At 63.4% G+C, this 17,865-nt stretch carries 18 protein-coding genes and 1 pseudogene; 16 read left to right on the top strand and 3 right to left on the bottom strand.

The genetic code is table 11. The features are described from left to right. Nucleotides 1–737: 737 nt before the first annotated feature. On the bottom strand, nucleotides 738–932 hold the full coding sequence (locus VKR55_RS22905) for a hypothetical protein (RefSeq protein ID WP_324406884.1): 195 nt from the start codon (nucleotides 930–932) through the stop codon (nucleotides 738–740). Nucleotides 933–1,238: 306 nt separating this feature from the next. On the opposite strand from VKR55_RS22905, the gene VKR55_RS22900 reads away from it, so the two are divergent. Continuing rightward, a complete protein-coding gene (locus VKR55_RS22900; protein WP_324406882.1) occupies nucleotides 1,239–2,153 on the top strand; it encodes an alpha/beta fold hydrolase in 915 nt (304 codons plus the stop codon). A gap of 5 nt (nucleotides 2,154–2,158) precedes the next feature. Here VKR55_RS22900 and VKR55_RS22895 read toward each other — a convergent pair. Beyond that, nucleotides 2,159–3,452: pseudogene (locus VKR55_RS22895) on the bottom strand (spinster family MFS transporter). Between the two features lie 41 nt (nucleotides 3,453–3,493). Continuing rightward, the gene (locus tag VKR55_RS22890; protein WP_324406880.1) at nucleotides 3,494–4,684 is read right to left on the bottom strand and encodes an aromatic ring-hydroxylating dioxygenase subunit alpha; all 1,191 of its coding nucleotides are present in this window, start codon (nucleotides 4,682–4,684) and stop codon (nucleotides 3,494–3,496) included. 138 nt (nucleotides 4,685–4,822) lie between these two features. Here VKR55_RS22890 and VKR55_RS22885 point away from each other — a divergent pair, with 138 nt between their 5' ends. The 15 genes from VKR55_RS22885 to VKR55_RS22815 form a co-directional block, all read left to right on the top strand. Next, entirely contained in the window at nucleotides 4,823–5,344 is a 522-nt protein-coding gene (locus VKR55_RS22885) for a MarR family winged helix-turn-helix transcriptional regulator (protein WP_324406878.1), read from the top strand. Nucleotides 5,345–5,559: 215 nt separating this feature from the next. Next, nucleotides 5,560–5,925, top strand: a complete 366-nt coding sequence (locus VKR55_RS22880; protein WP_324406876.1) for an NADH-quinone oxidoreductase subunit A — start codon at nucleotides 5,560–5,562, stop codon at nucleotides 5,923–5,925. Continuing rightward, on the top strand, nucleotides 5,922–6,503 hold the full coding sequence (locus VKR55_RS22875) for a NuoB/complex I 20 kDa subunit family protein (protein ID WP_324406885.1): 582 nt from the start codon (nucleotides 5,922–5,924) through the stop codon (nucleotides 6,501–6,503). Before VKR55_RS22880 ends, VKR55_RS22875 begins: the two co-directional genes overlap by 4 nt. Nucleotides 6,504–6,516: 13 nt before the next feature. Continuing rightward, nucleotides 6,517–7,131: an NADH-quinone oxidoreductase subunit C gene (locus VKR55_RS22870; protein ID WP_324406873.1), complete on the top strand. Its 615-nt coding sequence runs from the start codon at nucleotides 6,517–6,519 to the stop codon at nucleotides 7,129–7,131. A 2-nt stretch (nucleotides 7,132–7,133) separates the two neighbouring features. After that, complete coding sequence (locus VKR55_RS22865) at nucleotides 7,134–8,330, top strand: NADH-quinone oxidoreductase subunit D (protein WP_324406871.1); 1,197 nt, start codon at nucleotides 7,134–7,136, stop codon at nucleotides 8,328–8,330. Continuing rightward, complete coding sequence (locus tag VKR55_RS22860) at nucleotides 8,327–9,289, top strand: FkbM family methyltransferase (protein ID WP_324406869.1); 963 nt, start codon at nucleotides 8,327–8,329, stop codon at nucleotides 9,287–9,289. Before VKR55_RS22865 ends, VKR55_RS22860 begins: the two co-directional genes overlap by 4 nt. Nucleotides 9,290–9,303: 14 nt before the next feature. Beyond that, nucleotides 9,304–9,915, top strand: coding sequence for an NADH-quinone oxidoreductase subunit NuoE (nuoE, locus tag VKR55_RS22855; protein WP_324406867.1), 612 nt, complete (start codon nucleotides 9,304–9,306; stop codon nucleotides 9,913–9,915). A gap of 45 nt (nucleotides 9,916–9,960) precedes the next feature. Next, on the top strand, nucleotides 9,961–11,286 hold the full coding sequence (gene nuoF / locus VKR55_RS22850) for an NADH-quinone oxidoreductase subunit NuoF (protein WP_324406865.1): 1,326 nt from the start codon (nucleotides 9,961–9,963) through the stop codon (nucleotides 11,284–11,286). Nucleotides 11,287–11,291: 5 nt separating this feature from the next. Further along, nucleotides 11,292–13,367 carry an NADH-quinone oxidoreductase subunit NuoG gene (nuoG, locus tag VKR55_RS22845; RefSeq protein WP_324406863.1) on the top strand — a complete coding sequence of 692 codons (2,076 nt, stop codon included), beginning with the start codon at nucleotides 11,292–11,294 and terminating at the stop codon, nucleotides 13,365–13,367. Nucleotides 13,368–13,371: 4 nt separating this feature from the next. Further along, on the top strand, nucleotides 13,372–14,091 hold the full coding sequence (locus VKR55_RS22840) for an aspartate/glutamate racemase family protein (protein ID WP_324406862.1): 720 nt from the start codon (nucleotides 13,372–13,374) through the stop codon (nucleotides 14,089–14,091). A gap of 10 nt (nucleotides 14,092–14,101) precedes the next feature. Further along, entirely contained in the window at nucleotides 14,102–15,175 is a 1,074-nt protein-coding gene (gene nuoH / locus VKR55_RS22835) for an NADH-quinone oxidoreductase subunit NuoH (protein ID WP_324406860.1), read from the top strand. Between the two features lie 7 nt (nucleotides 15,176–15,182). After that, nucleotides 15,183–15,677 (top strand): NADH-quinone oxidoreductase subunit NuoI, encoded by a 495-nt coding sequence (nuoI, locus tag VKR55_RS22830; RefSeq protein ID WP_324406859.1) that lies wholly within the window; start codon nucleotides 15,183–15,185, stop codon nucleotides 15,675–15,677. A gap of 12 nt (nucleotides 15,678–15,689) precedes the next feature. Beyond that, the gene (locus tag VKR55_RS22825; protein ID WP_324406858.1) at nucleotides 15,690–16,328 is read left to right on the top strand and encodes an NADH-quinone oxidoreductase subunit J; all 639 of its coding nucleotides are present in this window, start codon (nucleotides 15,690–15,692) and stop codon (nucleotides 16,326–16,328) included. Next, nucleotides 16,325–16,633, top strand: coding sequence for an NADH-quinone oxidoreductase subunit NuoK (nuoK, locus tag VKR55_RS22820; protein WP_324406856.1), 309 nt, complete (start codon nucleotides 16,325–16,327; stop codon nucleotides 16,631–16,633). Before VKR55_RS22825 ends, nuoK begins: the two co-directional genes overlap by 4 nt. Nucleotides 16,634–16,727: 94 nt before the next feature. Then, a partial coding sequence (locus VKR55_RS22815; protein WP_324406854.1) for an NADH-quinone oxidoreductase subunit L occupies nucleotides 16,728–17,865 on the top strand: 1,138 nt, incomplete at its 3' end.

Below are 17,865 nucleotides of genomic sequence, written 5' to 3'. Positions count from 1 at the left end.
CTGCGGGCCTTCGCAGCCCTCCGGAACTCTACCAACAGCGTTCTGAGCGCTTTATGGACCTACAGCATGCCCCCGCAGGCCGTTTGCCCTCAACAGCAGGCTCAACTGGCCTGACGACAAGTTCTTGCCCTGCCTCGACGGGGTCCGTCATTTCTGATTTTGCGAATTCATGTCAAGCCTCTCCGCGAAAAATATTGTGCTTCCGTTTTTCGAAAAATTGTGATTCATTCCGCGCTGTCCCGACTCGGCAAGAGGGGCGTTACGCGTCGTCACGAACGCGGGGCGGGATGCGATGGACGCGGGCGGCATCACGCGACGAGTGATGGCGTGCGCGGACGGCAAAAGCGTGTGGTCCTGGTCCCCCGATGCTGGGATCAAGTCGCGCGGTGATCACCGCGAGACGACGGGGGCTATCAAGCCCGGTACCCCGAGGAGAGCGCGCCATAAGCCGTAAACCATCGCGCAGGGAATGCCGGTTGTTCTGGCTGCCCTGTTGTTGCCTGCGTGCGCAAGTGCACTTTCTTTGCACGCAAGGCTCACGGGTGCGGCCTGCACCCGGCATTCCCTGCGCCCTCTCATTCGATCGGGGCGTTCACTTTGCAAAGCCTCGGGCAGATCATGCCGCGGGAACACTGATTCATGTCCTCCACCTGCTGTTTGACAGCCAAATCGGAAAAGTATCTCCACAATGCGAAAGGCCGCCCGAAGGCGGCCTTTCGCTGAAACTGAAGTTTGGCTCAGCGGACCATCGATGTGTCCGAGCTCGTCACGGCCACCGGCTTGCCGGCCTTCATGACGGTAGCGGTCTGGGTGTAGTCGACATGGCTGCGGGTGGTGATGCCGAACGCTGCCACCGCGATACCGGCGACCAGCGCCATCACCACGATCTTCAGATGGGTCGCACGATCGGCGGAATGAATGGAGTGGTTCATCTGAGCCTCCCGGCGTCTGAGACGCCTTGTTGGGCAGAAGGCCTACGCCCCAACTGTTTCAGAGTGGTTTCGTCAGTTCCGCCAAATGGTTTCGTGGAAGAGCCGAATTGATTTCATGGTTAAGCGTGCGGGCCGTGAGGTTTGAAAAACAACAATGAAATCAATGGACCCGACCTGCAGAAAGTTGCCCGGAGCCGTATCCGCCTGGATTACCTACCGCGTAATCGCAGGCGTGATGTCCCTTTGTCATGATTGATCCATCGGCAGCGAATGGCGCGCCGAGCGATCAGCGAAGGGAGAAGCACGATGAATCGTCGAACTGTCCTCGAAGCCGGGTTTCGCGGCGACATTGGACCCGCGGTCGCGGCTTCAGCCGCGTCCGCTCAGCCCGCCATTGCGAAGCGGGAAACGCGTGCGCCGTATGCAACTGCCAAGGATGGCACGCGGCTTTTCGTCCAGGATTGGGGCTCCGGCCGCCAAGTGCTCTTTCTTGCTGCCTGGACCTTCAATTCCGACGTCTGGGGCAGCCAGATCGCGGCGCTCACCGCAAAGGGTTATCGCTGCATCGCGCCCGACCGGCGCGGTCACGGCCGGTCCGAGTTGCCGGCGATGGGCTATGACCTCGATACGCTTGCCGACGACGTCGCTGCCGTCATCGAACAGCGCGAACTGAACGACGTGACGCTGGTGGCGCATTCGATGGGCGCCGTCGAAGCACTCGGCTATCTCGCGCGGCACGGATCGGGGCGGATTTCGAAGCTCGTCCTCGTGGCCCCGACGACACCCTTTCTCATGAAGACGGAGGATAACCCGGACGCGATTCCTGAAGCCATGATCGAAGCGCAAATCGATGCAATCGCGCGGGACTTTTCGAAATGGATGGCCGAAAACGAAGCACCCTTCTTCATGCCGGATACGAACGAGGTTACACGCGCCTGGGTCAGGCAGATGATGTTGAGCGTACCGCAGCCGGTGGCATTGGCGTGCCGGCGGACCATCGCCGGGGCCGATCTGCGCGCGGCCGCCGCCAAGGTCGATCGCCCCACGCTCATCGTGCAGGGCGACAAGGATGCGAGCGCGCCGCTTCCGCTCACGGGCGCCAAGACGGCGAAGCTCATCAAGGGCAGCAAATTGACGGTCTACGAGGGCGCGCCGCACGCGCTCCCGCTGACCCATGGCGAGCGGTTCAACGCGGACCTGCTCGCCTTCCTGGCGGCATGACCAGGCTAGATCGCCCGCTTGATGTCGGCGCGGATGAACCGCGCCGCCCATACGAACAACAGCGCGCCGAGCGTGGTCGTGACCGCGGCCGACAACAGCGAATAGCGCACGGCGTCGTTGCCGTAGCTCCCCTTGAGCGCGTCGTTGATCATGCCGACCGCAAGCGGACCGACACCCTGGCCGAAGCCGGCTGCCGTCAGAAGCATGAAGGCGGAGGCCAGCGCCCGCATGCTCGGCCGCGCTACCGTCTGGGCGATGGCGAAGATGGGCCCGAGGTGGAAGCCGACCAGGAAGGAGGTCAGCGCCAGCATCGCGACCATGGTCGCGAAATCAGGGGTCAGCATGCAAACGGCAAACACCGGGCCGGCGAGGCCGGACATGATCGCCGGCGCCCACAACTTCCAGCGGTCGTCGCGCTTCGAGATTCGCGCCACCACGACGCCGCCGAGGAGCGTGCCGGCCATGCCCGCCAATCCCTTGAAGGTGCCGGCATAGGTGCCGATCTGGACGCTCGAAAGGTGGTGCACGCGCGCCAGGAACGGGGGGGATCCACGCGGCCGTGGCATAGTTGGTGTAGGTCGTCAGGCAAAAGCCGATCATCACAATGATGAAGCTCGGCTGGGTCGCAAGAAAGCGCAGCGTCGGTGCGAGCGGCTCGCGCACGAAATTTTCCGCCATCGTGCCGCGCTTGGGCTCGGCGATCGTCAGCCACAGGATCGCGGCGAGCGCCACGCCGGGAAGTCCGGCTGCGAAGAAGGCCATCCGCCAGCCATAGTGCTGATTGACATAGCCGCCGACGAAGTAGCCCATGAACACGCCAAGATACGTGCCGATGGCGTAGATGCCGAGCGCGCGCGGGCGCTCGTTCTTGGTGAAGAGATCAGCGATCAGCGATTGCGAGGCCGGGGTGCCAGCGGATTCGCCGATACCGACCCCGATCCGCGCGAGCGCAAGGGTCGCGACGCTGGAGGCCATGCCGCAGAGGAAGGTCGTCGCGCTCCAGAAGGCAAACGCTATGGCGACGATGTTGCGGCGGTTCAGCCGGTCGGCGATGCGCGCGATCGGAATGCCGAGCAGCGAGTAGAACAGCACGAAGCCGAAGCCTGCGAGCAGGCCCATCGTGGTGTCGCTGAGCGAAAACTCCTTCTTGATCGGCTCGATCAGGACATTGAAGATCGTGCGGTCGAGGAAGTTCAGGGCGTAGACGATCGTCAGGATGGCGAGAACGTAGTACCTGCGGGCCGACGGCGCGGCGTCAGCCTGCACCGATGCGGCCGCCTGCGGCGCGAGATCGACCATGGTTTCCCCCCGATTTTCCCCGTTATGAGCGAAAGCTGCCTTCACGCTTCGCGAATGAAATTCCCCGCTTCGAACTCGATCGGCTTTGCGGTCGCGTCGAACGACACCCCGATCGGGTCGCGCCCCGCCGCGAGCGCCTCGAGCTGCTCGGTCATCATCCGCCGCACCATCAGGACGCCGCGGTCGCTCTGGCCGAAATGTTCTTCCGAATGCAGCGTCACCGCGCCCTGGCCGGTCTGCGCCTCGTAATCGCCGGGGAAACGCTGGTGCTCCTCCTCCGTCATGTCCCACCAGAACTTGCCGTTGAACTTCGAGCGCATGCGGCCGATATCGCCGGAGTTTTTCACACGGCCGGCGACATAGATGCGGAACGATGTGTCGTCGATCGGCAGTGTCCAGCCGATCGACTCGACGCGGGCAAACTGCGCCACGCGCGGATTCGGCACGACGCGCAGCGTAGGGAGGGCGGCTTCGGTCACGCGGTAGAAGATCCTGCCGTCGTCCTGCCTGCGGATCGAGCGCACGGTGACGCCGCGCGGCGACATCTCGAATTTCACCTCGGGCATCGACGCCATCATGTTGGTGAATTGCGGGCCGCTGAACGAGCCGTGCAGCACCGGCACGTGGTAGGGATCGACCACGTTCTCGAAATGCTGCAGCCAGTTGCAGGGGATGATCGCCGGCCCGCCGCCGCCGATCGAGCTGTCATCGGCCTCGACGAACTCGCCGTCGTCCATTTTCTCCAGGCAATCGTAGCGCGGCAGCACGGGCCGTTTGTCGGCGGGGCCCATATAGGCGAAGATCAGCCCGTAGCGGTCCTCGACGGGGTACCAGGGCTGGCGGACCTTGTCCTTGAACAGGCCGCCTTCGGGCTCGCAGGGCTGCTCCAGGCAGCGACCCTCAGTGTCGAACTTCCAGCCGTGGTAGCAGCAGCGGATGCCGTCGTCTTCGACCTTGCCGTAATAGAGCGTGGTGCCGCGGTGGCAGCAGCGCGCGTGCAGCAGCCCGGCGCGGCCGAGCCGATCACGAAACAGGATCAGATCCTCGCCCAACACCTTCACTTTCCTGGGGATATCGGTCGCGTCGGAGGTCAGCCCGACCGGGTGCCAAAAGCGCCGGAGGAGCTCGCCCATGGGCGTGCCGCGGCCGACCGCGGTGAGTTCAGTTCGTGTCGTCGGCGGCTTCAGGGCGTAGGCGGTGCCGAGATCTCGATCGCGCTGAGTGATGGTCATCGCCGTTCCTCCCCGCTGCTTGCTTGGCTTGGTTAAGCGGAGATGAAGGCAGATCGATGACAATGTCAACGATTGATTGATGACAATGTCAACGATTTGCTCTTGGCAGCGGCTTGCTTTGTTGGCAGAGGTTTCAGGATGAGCCGGAAACCGAAGCGAGCCGAACCGCCGGAGGCGGGCGCCGAACCTCTCCGAGACGAGGAACTGGCGCCGATCACGGCCATGATGTCCTCGCGCCTGATGGTGCTCGCCAATCTGCTCAAGCGCGGCGCGATCCTGCGCTACAAGCGCCTCACCGGGCTCTCGTCGGTGGAATTTGGCCTCGTGGCCTCGCTCGGCCGCCGCCCGCCGATGAGTGTCGTTCGGTTGGCGGAAGCGGTCGGCATGGACAAGGGCCAGATCAGCCGCGCACTGGCGGTTCTGGTCTCGCGCAAGCTGGTCGCCAAGGCGGTCAATCCGAGGGACAACAGGGAAGTGCTGATCTCGCTCACCCGGAGCGGGCTTGCTGCCCATGACGCAATCGTCGCGGGCGCCCAGGAGCGCAATCAGCGCCTCCTGGAACAGTTGGATCGCGGAGAGATCGAGATGCTGCTCGACCACATCGACCGCCTGACCCGCAAGGCTGAAGCGATGCTGGCGGTTGAAAAGGAGCTGGGCTGACCATAGCTCGAGAGCTGAGGCGGCGCAGCCTCCAGTGACTGCCCAACTCGATTGCAGCGGCACGGCCCCGAGGGGCGAAATTGGGTTTTCCCATGCCGCCGAGAGCGTCAAAATAGCTTGTCTTGCGCCCCCTGTTGCGCTGCGCTAAGCCTCAGAACCATTCCAGATCGTCGAATCTGCGGACCCTCCCGAAACCGCGGAAGAAGGTAGTGCCGATGACGGGCATCCTGCACAATTATCTCCCCCTTGTCGTGTTTGTCGGCGTGGCCGGCGTGATCGGCCTGGCGCTGCTGATCGCGCCGTTCCTGGTCGCGTTCCAGCAGCCCGACCCGGAAAAGCTGTCGGCCTATGAGTGCGGCTTCAACGCCTTCGACGACGCCCGCATGAAGTTCGACGTCCGCTTCTATCTGGTTGCGATCCTCTTCATCATCTTCGATCTCGAAGTGGCGTTCCTGTTCCCGTGGGCCGTGGCGTTCGGCAAGCTGGGCGCAACCGGCTTCTGGTCGATGGTGGTGTTCCTGGCCGTGCTCACGGTCGGCTTTGCGTATGAATGGAAGAAAGGCGCGCTCGAATGGGATTGAGCCCTACGACGTCGACAGGGCCGGCGATCGCCCCGGCTCCCAAGGGCATTCTGGATCCCGCAACCGGCAAGCCGGTCGGCGCCAACGACCCCTATTTCCGCGAGGTCAATCACGAGCTCTCGGACAAGGGCTTCTTCGTTGCGGCGGCCGATGACCTCATCACCTGGGCACGCACGGGCTCGTTGATGTGGATGACGTTTGGTCTGGCGTGCTGCGCCGTCGAGATGATGCAGGTCTCGATGCCGCGCTATGACGTCGAGCGCTTCGGCTTTGCCCCGCGTGCCTCGCCGCGGCAGTCCGACGTGATGATCGTGGCCGGCACGCTCACCAACAAGATGGCGCCGGCGCTGCGCAAGGTCTACGACCAGATGCCCGAGCCGCGCTACGTGATCTCGATGGGCTCCTGCGCCAATGGCGGCGGCTACTACCACTATTCCTATTCGGTGGTGCGCGGTTGCGACCGCATCGTGCCGATCGACGTCTACGTGCCGGGCTGCCCGCCGACGGCGGAGGCGCTGCTCTACGGCGTGTTGCTGTTGCAGAAGAAGATCCGCCGCATCGGCACCATCGAACGCTGAAGGTTTTGTCAAAATGGACGACGGCAAGCTCGACGCCTTGGGCCAGACGATCGTGAGCGCGCTCCCGGGCGCGGCCAGTGGACATTCGGTTGCCTTTAACCAGCTCACCGTGACGGTGCGGGCCGAGAAGATCGTCGACGTCGTGAAGTATTTGCGCGACGACCCTTCCTGTCGCTTCATCAACATCACCGATGTCACTGCCGTCGACTATCCTGGCCGCGAGAAGCGTTTCGACGTGGTCTATCATCTGTTGTCGCCGACGCTGAATACGCGCATCCGGATTCGCGCCGAGGCGGATGAAACCACGCAGGTGCCCTCGATCATCGAGGTGTTTCCGGGCGCTGACTGGTTCGAGCGCGAGACCTACGACCTCTATGGCGTGATCTTCACCGGCCATCCCGACATGCGCCGCCTGCTGACTGACTACGGATTCGACGGGCATCCCTTGCGCAAGGATTTCCCGCTGACCGGCTTTGTCGAGGTACGCTACGACGACCAGGAGAAGCGGGTCCTGTACGAGCCTGTCCGCCTCAATCAGGAATTCCGCAAATTCGACTTCCTGTCTCCTTGGGAAGGCGCTGACTATCCAGTGCTGCCCGGCGACGAGAAGGCAGGACCGAAGGCCTGATCATGAACGAGCAACCGCAACACCTGCGCAATTTCACCATCAATTTCGGACCGCAGCATCCGGCGGCGCACGGCGTGCTGCGTCTCGTGCTGGAGCTCGATGGCGAGGTGGTCGAGCGGGTCGATCCGCATATCGGCCTGCTCCATCGCGGCACGGAAAAACTCATCGAGCACAAGACCTATCTGCAGGCGATCCCGTATTTCGACCGGCTCGACTATGTCGCGCCGATGAACCAGGAGCATGCCTTCTGCCTCGCCGCCGAAAAGCTGCTCGGCATCGAGGTGCCGCGCCGCGCGCAACTGATCCGCGTGCTCTATTGCGAGATCGGGCGGCTGCTTTCACACCTCCTCAACGTCACCACGCAGGCGATGGACGTCGGTGCGCTGACCCCGCCCTTGTGGGGCTTTGAAGAGCGCGAAAAGCTGATGGTGTTTTATGAGCGCGCTTCCGGCTCGCGCATGCATGCGGCCTTTTTCCGCATCGGCGGCGTGCACCAGGATCTGCCGCCGAAGTTGATCGACGACATCGAGGCGTTCTGCGATCCGTTCCTGAAGGTGGTCGACGATCTCGACCGTCTCTTGACCGGCAACCGCATCTTCAAGCAGCGCAACGTCGATATCGGCGTGGTGACGCTGCAGCAGGCCTGGGAGTGGGGCTTTTCCGGCGTGATGGTGCGTGGCTCCGGCGCGGCCTGGGACCTGCGCAAGGCGCAGCCCTACGAATGCTATGCCGAGATGGACTTCGACATTCCGATCGGCAAGAACGGCGACTGCTACGACCGGTATTGCATACGCATGGAAGAGATGCGCCAGTCCGTGCGCATCATGAAGCAGTGCATCCAGAAGCTTAGAGCACCCGACGGGCAGGGGCCCGTCGTGGTTCAGGACAACAAGATCGCGCCGCCCCGTCGCGGCGAGATGAAGCGCTCGATGGAGGCGCTGATCCATCACTTCAAGCTCTATACCGAGGGCGTTCACGTACCGCCCGGCGAAGTCTATGCCGCGGTCGAAGCCCCCAAGGGCGAGTTTGGCGTCTATCTCGTCGCCGACGGCACCAACAAGCCCTACAAGTGCAAGATCCGCGCCCCCGGCTTTGCGCATCTGCAGGCAATGGACTTCGTCTGCAAGGGGCATCTGCTCGCCGACATCTCGGCGATCCTGGGCTCGCTCGATATCGTGTTCGGTGAGGTCGATCGGTGACGCCGCCTGCGCCCATCCAGTTTGACCGCGCCTCAGGTGCCCTGGAAGGGGCCAACCTGTGGGAGCGGACGGCTGCGCTGGCGCTGGTGACAGGATCGAAAATCTCCTCCCACTTCTCGCATCGCGGCTACATCTCCTGCGCCAATCTGCTGCGCAAGACGCTGCCCGAGCGCAACATCGCAATCAAGCTCAACGCGGATGCGGTGTTCGAATTTCCTTACGGCGATGGCTACTGGAGCAAGCTGCTCAACCGCTCCTACAATTACGAGGACGAGCTGGAGCTGTTATTCCGCGACTCGGCCGGCGTCGACTACACGCTGATCGATTGCGGCGCCAATTACGGGTACTGGTCGGTGCTGGTCTCCAGTCGTCCGTTCGGCTCGCACAAGGCGATTGCGATCGAACCGTCGTCGCAGAACTTTCCGAAACTCGCCAACAACGCCCGCGTCAACAACGATCGCTTCGAGCTGATGAAATGCGCCATCGGCTCGGCGCGCGGAACCGCGCATCTCACTGGCACCAAGCACGAGGCCTTCAGCATCGCCGGCAGCAACAGCGGCGGAGAAGAAGTCCCGGTGATCGCGCTCGACAATCTGATCGATGACGGCAAGGTGCCGCCGAACGGCAAATACCTCATCAAGCTTGACGTCGAGGGCGTCGAGATCGAGGCCATCAAGGGCGGTTCGCGGCTGCTGCAGACGGACAGCGTCCTGCTGTGCGAGGAGCACGGCAGCGACCGCGAACACACGGTGTCGCGCTATATCCTGGAAAAGACGCCGCTGACACTGATGGTCTATGACCCGCGCTCCAGCCAGCTCGAGACGGTCAAGGAGCTGTCGATTCTCGACCGCATCAAGGTTTCCTCCCACGTCGGCTACAACGTATTCGGCACCGCAAGCGCGTTCTGGCAGAACCGCATCAACTTGCTGAACGCGAATGCCGCGCGTCGCATGCAATGAAAGACTAGACCACAATGTCCGTTCGCCGCCTCGCCCCGAAGGAATTGCAGCCCGCGAGCTTCACGTTCACGGACGAGAACCTCGCCTGGGCCAAGAAGGAGATCGCCAAATATCCACCCGGCCGGCAGGCTTCGGCGGCGATCGCGATCCTGTGGCGGGTGCAGGAGCAGCACGAGGGCTGGGTCTCGGAAGCCGCGATCCGCGCGGTCGCCGACCTCCTGGACATGCCCTACATCCGCATGCTGGAGATTGCGACCTTCTACACGATGTTCCAGCTCTCGCCGGTCGGCAAGAAGGCACATGTGCAGGTCTGCGGCACCACGCCGTGCCGGCTGCGCGGCGCGGGCGATATCATCGACGTGTGCAAGAGCCGCATCCATCATGATCCCTTCCATCTCTCCAGGGACGGCAACTTTAGCTGGGAGGAGGTGGAGTGCCTTGGCTCCTGCGTGAACGCGCCGATGGTGCTGATCTGGAAGGATACGTACGAGGACCTGACCAAGGAGAGCTTTGGCAAGGTGCTCGACGGTTTCGCCTCCGGCAATCCACCGAAACCAGGCCCACAGAACGGCCGCCAGTTTTCGGCGCCGATCACCGGGCCGACCACGCTCAAGGAAGTCACCTGATACGGCACGTGCGCGTGAACCGCTGACCGGAGAATCTGTTTAGTCATGCTCGACGACAAGGATCGCATCTTCAAGAATCTCTACGGCCTCCACGATTGGGGGCTCGAGGGCGCGCGCAAGCGCGGCGCATGGGACGGCACCAAGGCGATCATCGACAAGGGCCGCGACTGGATCGTCAACGAGATGAAGGCGTCGGGCTTGCGCGGCCGCGGCGGAGCAGGATTTGCGACCGGCCTGAAGTGGTCGTTCATGCCCAAGGAATCCAAGGACGGCCGACCGAGCTATCTCGTGGTCAATGCCGACGAGTCCGAGCCCGGCACCTGCAAGGACCGCGAGATCATGCGGCACGATCCGCATCTGCTGGTCGAAGGTTGCCTGCTTGCGAGCTTCGCGATGGGCGCGCATGCCTGCTACATCTATGTGCGTGGCGAGTTCATCCGCGAGCGCGAGCATCTGCAGGCCGCCGTCGATCAGGCCTATGAGGCGAAGCTGATCGGCAAGGACAATGTCAACGGCTGGCCGTTCGATCTCTATGTCACCCACGGCGCCGGCGCCTATATCTGCGGCGAAGAGACCGCGCTGCTGGAGAGCCTCGAGGGCAAGAAGGGCCAGCCGCGCCTGAAGCCGCCATTCCCGGCCAACGTTGGCCTGTTCGGCTGCCCGACCACCGTGAACAATGTCGAGTCGATCGCGGTCGCACCGGATATCCTCCGCCGCGGCGCTGCCTGGTTCTCGGCGATTGGTCGGCCGAACAATGTCGGCACAAAGCTGTTCTGCATCTCCGGCCATGTCGAGCGGCCCTGCAATGTCGAAGAGGCGATGGGGATTCCGTTCCGCGAGCTGATCGAGCGGCACTGCGGCGGCATCCGCGGCGGCTGGGACAATCTGAAGGCGGTTATTCCCGGCGGCTCCTCGGTGCGCATGGTGCCGGCCGAACAGATCATCGACACGCCGATGGATTTTGACAGCCTCGGAAAGCTGCGCTCGGGCCTAGGCACCGCGGCCGTGATCGTGATGGACAAGTCGACCGACCTGATCCGCGCGATTGCGTGCATCTCCTATTTCTACAAGCACGAGAGCTGCGGTCAGTGCACGCCCTGCCGCGAGGGAACAGGATGGATGTGGCGGGTGTTGACCCGGATGGCCGAGGGTCGCGCGCACAAGCGCGAGATCGACATGCTGCTGGAAGTCACCAAGCAGGTCGAGGGCCATACGATCTGTGCGCTCGGCGACGCCGCGGCGTGGCCGATTCAGGGCCTGATCGCCCATTTCCGTCACGAGATCGAAGCACGGATCGACGAGTATTCGCACAAGGCTGACATCGACGATGTCGGCGTCCGCGACCCCGTCAGCATGGCCGCGGCGGAGTAGCAGCAATGACCAAGATCATCGTCGATGGCAAAGAGATCGATGTTTCGCCGGACTACACGCTGTTGCAGGCGTGCGAGGCCGCGGGCGCCGAGATTCCGCGTTTCTGCTACCACGAACGCCTGTCCATCGCCGGCAATTGCCGGATGTGCCTCGTCGAAGTGAAGGGGGGGCCGAAGCCGGTCGCAAGCTGCGCCTGGGGCGTGCGCGACTGCCGCCCCGGTCCCAAGGGCGAGCCGCCGGAAATCTCCACGCGCTCGCCAATGGTGAAGAAGGCACGCGAAGGCGTGATGGAGTTCCTGCTGATCAACCATCCGCTGGACTGCCCGATCTGCGACCAGGGCGGCGAGTGCGACCTGCAGGACCAGGCGATGGGCTATGGGGTCGACACCAGCCGCTTTGCCGAGAACAAGCGCGCAGTCGAGGACAAATATCTGGGCGCGCTGGTCAAGACCTCGATGAATCGCTGCATCCAGTGCACGCGCTGCGTCCGCTTCTGCGCCGAGATCGCCGGCGCCCCCGAGATGGGTGCGACCGGGCGCGGCGAGGACATGGAAATCACGACCTATCTCGAGCACGCGCTGACCTCGGAGCTGCAGGGCAATCTCGTCGACATCTGCCCTGTGGGCGCGCTGACCTCGAAGCCGTATGCCTTTGCGGCGCGGCCGTGGGAGCTCGGCAAGACGCAGTCGGTTGATGTGATGGACGGCGTCGGCTCAGCGATTCGCGTCGACACCCGCGGCCGCGAGGTGATGCGCATCCTGCCGCGCCTCAACGAGGCCGTGAACGAAGAGTGGATTTCCGACAAGACCCGTCACGTCGTCGACGGTTTGCGCACGCAGCGGCTTGACCGGCCCTATATCCGCGAGGCCGGCAAGCTTCGTGCGGCGTCCTGGACAGAGGCGTTCAGTGCGATTGCAGCGAGGGCCGGTCGTATCGACGGCAAACGCATCGGCGCCATCGCCGGCGATCTCGCGGGCGTCGAGGAGATGTTCGCGCTGAAGGAGCTCCTCGCCAAATGCGGCTCGGCCAACGTCGCGGTGCAGGGCGGCGATGCCTTCGATCCCAGGGCGGGCCGTGCATCCTACCTCTTCAACCCCACCATCGCCGGCATCGATCAGGCCGATGCGCTGCTGATTATCGGCTCGAATCCGCGCAAGGAGGCTGCGGTCCTCAACGCGCGCATCCGCAAGCGCTGGCGCAATGGCCCACTCAAGGTCGGTCTGATCGGCGCCAAGGCCGATCTGACCTACCCTTACGATCATCTCGGCGCAGGCACTGACTCGCTTGCCGGGCTCGCGAGCGGCAAGGGGGCCTTCCTCGACGTCCTGAAGAGCGCGCAGCATCCGATCGTGCTGATTGGCGCCGGCGCCACGTCGCGGCATGACGGCGCAGCGGTGCTCGCACTCGCGGCGAAACTCGCCTCCGATGTCGGCGCGATCAAGGATGGCTGGAACGGCTTTGCGGTGCTGCACGACGCGGCGTCGCGCGTCGGCGCGCTCGATATCGGCTTTGCGCCCGGCACAGGCGGATTGAGCGCCGCGCAAATGACGACTTTCGGCACCCTCGATATCCTGTTCCTGCTCGGTGCCGATGAGGTCAAGGTGCCCGACGGCACCTTCGTGGTCTACATCGGTACGCATGGCGACAAGGGCGCGCACCGGGCCGACGTGATCCTGCCGGGCGCGGCCTACACCGAGAAATCCGCGATCTATGTCAACACCGAAGGCCGCGTGCAGATCGCCGGCCGCGCGGCGTTCCCGCCGGGCGAAGCGCGCGAGGACTGGGCCATCATCCGCGCGCTGTCTGACGTTTTGGGCAAGAAGCTGCCCTATGACTCCCAGCACGCGCTGCGGCAAGCTGTCTTCAAGCAGGTTGCGCACCTGATCCGGATCGACCAGATCGAGCCGGGCAAGGCGGAAGACATCAAGGCGCTTGCGGCCAAGGGCGGCAGTGTCGAGAAGACGCCGTTCAAGTCTTCGGTCGAGGATTTCTATCTGACCAACCCGATCGCGCGTGCATCGGCGGTGATGGCGGAATGTTCGAGCCTCGCCTCGAAGCGCATGCTGACGGCGGCGGAGTGAAGCGATGAAGGTGATCGGCCTCATCGGCGGCATGAGTTGCGAATCCACCGCGCATTATTATGCGCGGCTGAACGGGCGCGTCCGTGAAGCGCTTGGCGGTTTGCACTCGGCCGAGATCCTGATGTGGTCCGTCGATTTTGCGCCGATCGCGGAGATGCAGGCGGAAGGCCGCTGGCAGGAGGCGGGCGCGCGTCTGGCTGCGATCGCGAAGCGCCTGGAAGGAGCAGGGGCCGAGGTGATCGTGCTTGCCACCAACACCATGCACAAGGTGGCGGATGCGATCGAAGCGGCGATCGGCATTCCCTTCCTGCACATTGCAGATGCGACCGCGATGAAAATTCGCGAGGCCGGCAAACGCCGGCCCGCGATCATGGCGACCCGCTTCACCATGGAGCAGGATTTCTATACCGGCCGGCTTCGCGAGAAGTTCGGCCTCGAGCCGATCACGCCGGACGAGGCCGACCGAGCGCTGGTGCATCAGATCATCTATGACGAGCTCTGCGTCGGACACGTCACCGAGACGTCGCGTGCCGCCTATGTCGACGTCGCACGGCGCCTCGCGGCCAAGGGCGCCGATTGCCTCGTGCTCGGCTGCACCGAGGTCGGCATGCTCCTCAACGAGGGCAACTCGCCGCTTCCGATCTTTGACACCACGCTGATCCACGCCGATGCCGCGGTGAATTTCGCGCTCGGCCACCTCCCAACCGCGCAAGCAGCAGAATGAGCGTGACCTGATGGCTGATTTTCTCGCAAGCTCATTTTGGACTGGTTTCCTCTGGCCGCTGATCGTGATGGTCGCGCAGAGCGTACTGCTGCTCGTCGTGCTCCTGATCGCGATCGCCTACATTTTGCTCGCCGACCGGAAGATCTGGGCGGCAGTGCAGATCCGGCGCGGCCCGAACGTCGTCGGGCCCTGGGGCCTGTTGCAATCCTTCGCCGACCTCCTGAAGTTCGTGCTGAAGGAGCCGACCATTCCGGCGGGCGCCAACAAGGGCGTATTCCTGCTGGCGCCGCTTGTCTCCTGCGTGCTGGCGCTTGCGGCCTGGGCGGTGATCCCGACCAATCTCGGCTGGGCGATCTCCGACATCAATGTCGGCATTCTCTACATCTTCGCGATCTCCTCGCTGTCGATCTACGGCATCATCATGGCGGGCTGGTCGTCAAACTCGAAATACCCGTTCCTCGCCGCCCTCCGCTCGGCCGCACAGATGGTCTCCTACGAAGTCTCGATCGGCTTCGTCATCATCACCGTGCTCTTGTGCGCCGGCTCGCTCAACCTGTCGGCGGTGGTGGAGGCGCAGAAGCTGCACGGCTTGGCGAGCCTCATCGGACTGCCGCGGCTCACCATCCTGAACTGGTATGTCTGGCCGCTGTTGCCGATGTTCGTGGTGTTCTACGTCTCCTCGCTCGCGGAGACCAACCGGCCGCCGTTTGATCTGGTCGAGGCCGAGTCTGAGCTTGTCGCGGGATTCATGGTCGAATACGGCTCGACGCCATATCTGTTGTTCATGCTTGGCGAATATGTCGCGATCACCACGATGTGCGCGCTGGCGACGATCCTGTTCCTGGGCGGCTGGACGTCGCCGATCGACGTGTGGCCGTTGAACTGGGCACCCCTGGGGATTGTCTGGTTCGCGCTGAAACTGTTCTTCATGTTCTTCCTGTTTGCGATGGCGAAGGCGATCGTGCCGCGCTACCGCTACGATCAACTGATGCGGCTCGGCTGGAAGGTGTTTTTGCCGCTGTCGCTGGCGATGGTGGTCATCGTCGCCGGCGTGCTGCATTTCGCCGACATCGCGCCGAAGTGAGGTCATCATGGGTGTCAACGTCAACGCCACCGCGCGCTCGCTGCTGTTGTCCGAATTCGTGTCGGCTTTTTTCCTCGCCATGCGCTATTTCTTCCAGCCGAAGCCGACGCTGAATTATCCCTTTGAGAAGGGGCCGATCTCGCCGCGCTTCCGTGGCGAGCATGCGTTGCGCCGCTATCCCAACGGCGAAGAGCGCTGCATCGCCTGCAAGCTGTGCGAGGCGATCTGTCCCGCGCAGGCGATCACGATCGAGGCCGGTCCGCGCCGGAACGACGGAACCCGCCGTACCGTGCGCTACGACATCGACATGGTGAAATGCATCTATTGCGGGCTGTGCCAGGAGGCCTGCCCGGTCGACGCCATCGTCGAGGGCCCGAACTTCGAATTCGCGACCGAGACGCGCGAGGAACTCTATTATGACAAGGCCAGATTGCTCGCCAATGGCGACCGCTGGGAGCGCGAGATCGCCAAGGCGATCGAGCTCGATGCACCGTACCGGTGAGGTGAGGGCAGCATGATCCTTCCCGCGTTGTTCTTTTATCTGTTTGCCGGCATCTGTGTCGCCTCCGCCGTCATGGTGGTGGTGTCGCGCAATCCCGTGCACTCGGTGCTGTTTCTGATCCTCGCCTTCGTCAACGCCTCCGGCCTGTTCGTGCTGATGGGAGCCGAGTTCCTGGCGATGATCCTGATCGTGGTCTATGTCGGCGCGGTCGCAGTCCTGTTCCTGTTCGTGATCATGATGCTCGATGTCGACTTTGCCGAGCTGCGCGAAGGCTTCATCCAGTATCTGCCGGTCGGCATCGTGATCGGCGGCATCTTCCTGTTCGAATTGCTGCTGACGGTCGGCGCCTGGGTCATCAACCCGACCGTCGGCAAGACGATCACCGCGCCGATCCCGAACAATGTCAGCAACACCGAGGCGCTCGGCCTCGTGCTGTATACGAAGTACATCCATTACTTCCAGCTTGCCGGAATGGTGCTTCTGGTCGCGATGATCGGCGCCATCGTGCTGACGCTCCGCCACAAGGCCAACGTCAAGCGGCAGGACATCAATGTGCAGAACGCGCGCACGCCCGAGCTTGCGATGGCCGTGCGCAAGGTCGCTTCGGGGCAGGGGCTCCTGGAATCGGACGCGGCGGAGTGGGTGAAATGACGATCGGGCTCGGACATTATCTCGCGGTCGCGGCGATCCTGTTCACGCTCGGGATCCTCGGCATCTTCCTGAACCGCAAGAATATCATCGTCATCCTGATGTCGATCGAGCTGATCCTGCTCGCGGTCAACATCAACCTGGTCGCGTTCTCGACCTTTCTCGGCGACATCGTCGGCCAGGTGTTTGCGCTGATTGTGCTGACCGTTGCCGCTGCTGAGGCGGCCATCGGCCTTGCGGTGCTGGTGGTCTATTTCCGCAACCGCGGCTCGATCGCGGTTGAAGACGTCAATCTGATGAAGGGCTAGGGCAGCGCATGATCCGGAAAAGTGGGGACCGGTTTTCCTTCGCGACAAACGCGGAACGCGTTTGCGCGGAGATCATGCGCAAAGGGATAAGCTAATGGTTCAGGCAATTGTTTTCCTGCCGCTGCTGGGCGCCATCCTGGCCGGCCTCATCTCACTGGTCGGCGCGCACGGGCGCTGCCTGAGCGGCGATACCGTCGAGCATCATGACGATGCGCATGGCGATCACGCGCACGCCGCGGAGGCCCATGACGGGCACGACGACGATCATGGCCACGACGACCACCACGTGAGCGAGCCCGCGGCCGCCGGCTCGCGCGCGGCCGAGTTCATCACGACGGGGCTGTTGTTTGTCGCCTGTGCGCTGTCCTGGATCGCGTTCGTCGATGTCGGCTTCATGCACCACGACGCCCGGATCCCACTCTTCCCGTGGATCATCTCGGGCGACCTGCAGGTCAACTGGTCGCTGCGCGTCGATACGTTGACGGCGGTGATGCTGGTGGTCGTCACCACCATCTCCTCGCTCGTCCATCTCTATTCGATCGGCTATATGGACGAGGACCCGTACCGGCCGCGCTTCTTCAGCTATCTCTCGCTGTTCACTTTCGCGATGCTGATGCTGGTGACGGCGGACAACCTCGTGCAGCTGTTCTTCGGCTGGGAGGGCGTGGGCCTCATGAGCTACCTGCTGATCGGCTTCTGGTACCACAAGCCGTCGGCGAATGCGGCGGCGATCAAGGCCTTCATCGTCAACCGCGTCGGCGATTTCGGCTTTGCGCTCGGCATTTTCGCCGTGTTCATGATGCTGAACGCGGTTGATTTCGAAACCGTCTTCCACGGCGCGCCCGGACTTGTCGGCAAGACCATCGATGTCCTCGGCTGGCATGCCGATGCGTTGACCCTGATCTGCGTGCTGTTGTTCATGGGCGCGATGGGCAAGTCGGCGCAGTTCCTGCTGCACACCTGGCTGCCGGACGCCATGGAAGGCCCGACGCCGGTGTCGGCGCTGATCCATGCCGCCACCATGGTCACGGCCGGCGTATTCATGGTGGCGCGGCTGTCGCCGTTGTTCGCGCTGTCGCCCGATGCCCAGACCGTCGTGACGGCGGTCGGCGCGACGACCGCGATGTTCGCCGCGACCGTCGGCCTCGTGCAGAACGACATCAAGCGCATCATTGCGTATTCGACCTGCTCGCAGCTTGGCTACATGTTCGTCGCGATGGGCGTCGGCGCCT

The sequence above is a fragment of the Bradyrhizobium sp. genome (genome assembly GCF_035309285.1).
GTDB lineage: Bacteria > Pseudomonadota > Alphaproteobacteria > Rhizobiales > Xanthobacteraceae > Bradyrhizobium.
This window is presented reverse-complemented; position numbering and strand designations above follow the sequence as displayed.

Excerpts from the sequence above, each read along its gene's own strand:
- VKR55_RS22905 (WP_324406884.1), bottom strand. The coding sequence starts at position 932 with ATGAACCACTCCATTCATTCCGCCGATCGTGCGACCCATCTGAAGATC.
- VKR55_RS22900 (WP_324406882.1), top strand. The coding sequence starts at position 1,239 with ATGAATCGTCGAACTGTCCTCGAAGCCGGGTTTCGCGGCGACATTGGA.
- VKR55_RS22890 (WP_324406880.1), bottom strand. The coding sequence starts at position 4,684 with ATGACCATCACTCAGCGCGATCGAGATCTCGGCACCGCCTACGCCCTG.
- VKR55_RS22885 (WP_324406878.1), top strand. The coding sequence starts at position 4,823 with ATGAGCCGGAAACCGAAGCGAGCCGAACCGCCGGAGGCGGGCGCCGAA.
- VKR55_RS22880 (WP_324406876.1), top strand. The coding sequence starts at position 5,560 with ATGACGGGCATCCTGCACAATTATCTCCCCCTTGTCGTGTTTGTCGGC.
- VKR55_RS22870 (WP_324406873.1), top strand. The coding sequence starts at position 6,517 with ATGGACGACGGCAAGCTCGACGCCTTGGGCCAGACGATCGTGAGCGCG.
- VKR55_RS22865 (WP_324406871.1), top strand. The coding sequence starts at position 7,134 with ATGAACGAGCAACCGCAACACCTGCGCAATTTCACCATCAATTTCGGA.
- nuoE (WP_324406867.1), top strand. The coding sequence starts at position 9,304 with ATGTCCGTTCGCCGCCTCGCCCCGAAGGAATTGCAGCCCGCGAGCTTC.
- nuoF (WP_324406865.1), top strand. The coding sequence starts at position 9,961 with ATGCTCGACGACAAGGATCGCATCTTCAAGAATCTCTACGGCCTCCAC.
- nuoG (WP_324406863.1), top strand. The coding sequence starts at position 11,292 with ATGACCAAGATCATCGTCGATGGCAAAGAGATCGATGTTTCGCCGGAC.
- VKR55_RS22840 (WP_324406862.1), top strand. The coding sequence starts at position 13,372 with ATGAAGGTGATCGGCCTCATCGGCGGCATGAGTTGCGAATCCACCGCG.
- nuoH (WP_324406860.1), top strand. The coding sequence starts at position 14,102 with ATGGCTGATTTTCTCGCAAGCTCATTTTGGACTGGTTTCCTCTGGCCG.
- nuoI (WP_324406859.1), top strand. The coding sequence starts at position 15,183 with ATGGGTGTCAACGTCAACGCCACCGCGCGCTCGCTGCTGTTGTCCGAA.
- VKR55_RS22825 (WP_324406858.1), top strand. The coding sequence starts at position 15,690 with ATGATCCTTCCCGCGTTGTTCTTTTATCTGTTTGCCGGCATCTGTGTC.
- nuoK (WP_324406856.1), top strand. The coding sequence starts at position 16,325 with ATGACGATCGGGCTCGGACATTATCTCGCGGTCGCGGCGATCCTGTTC.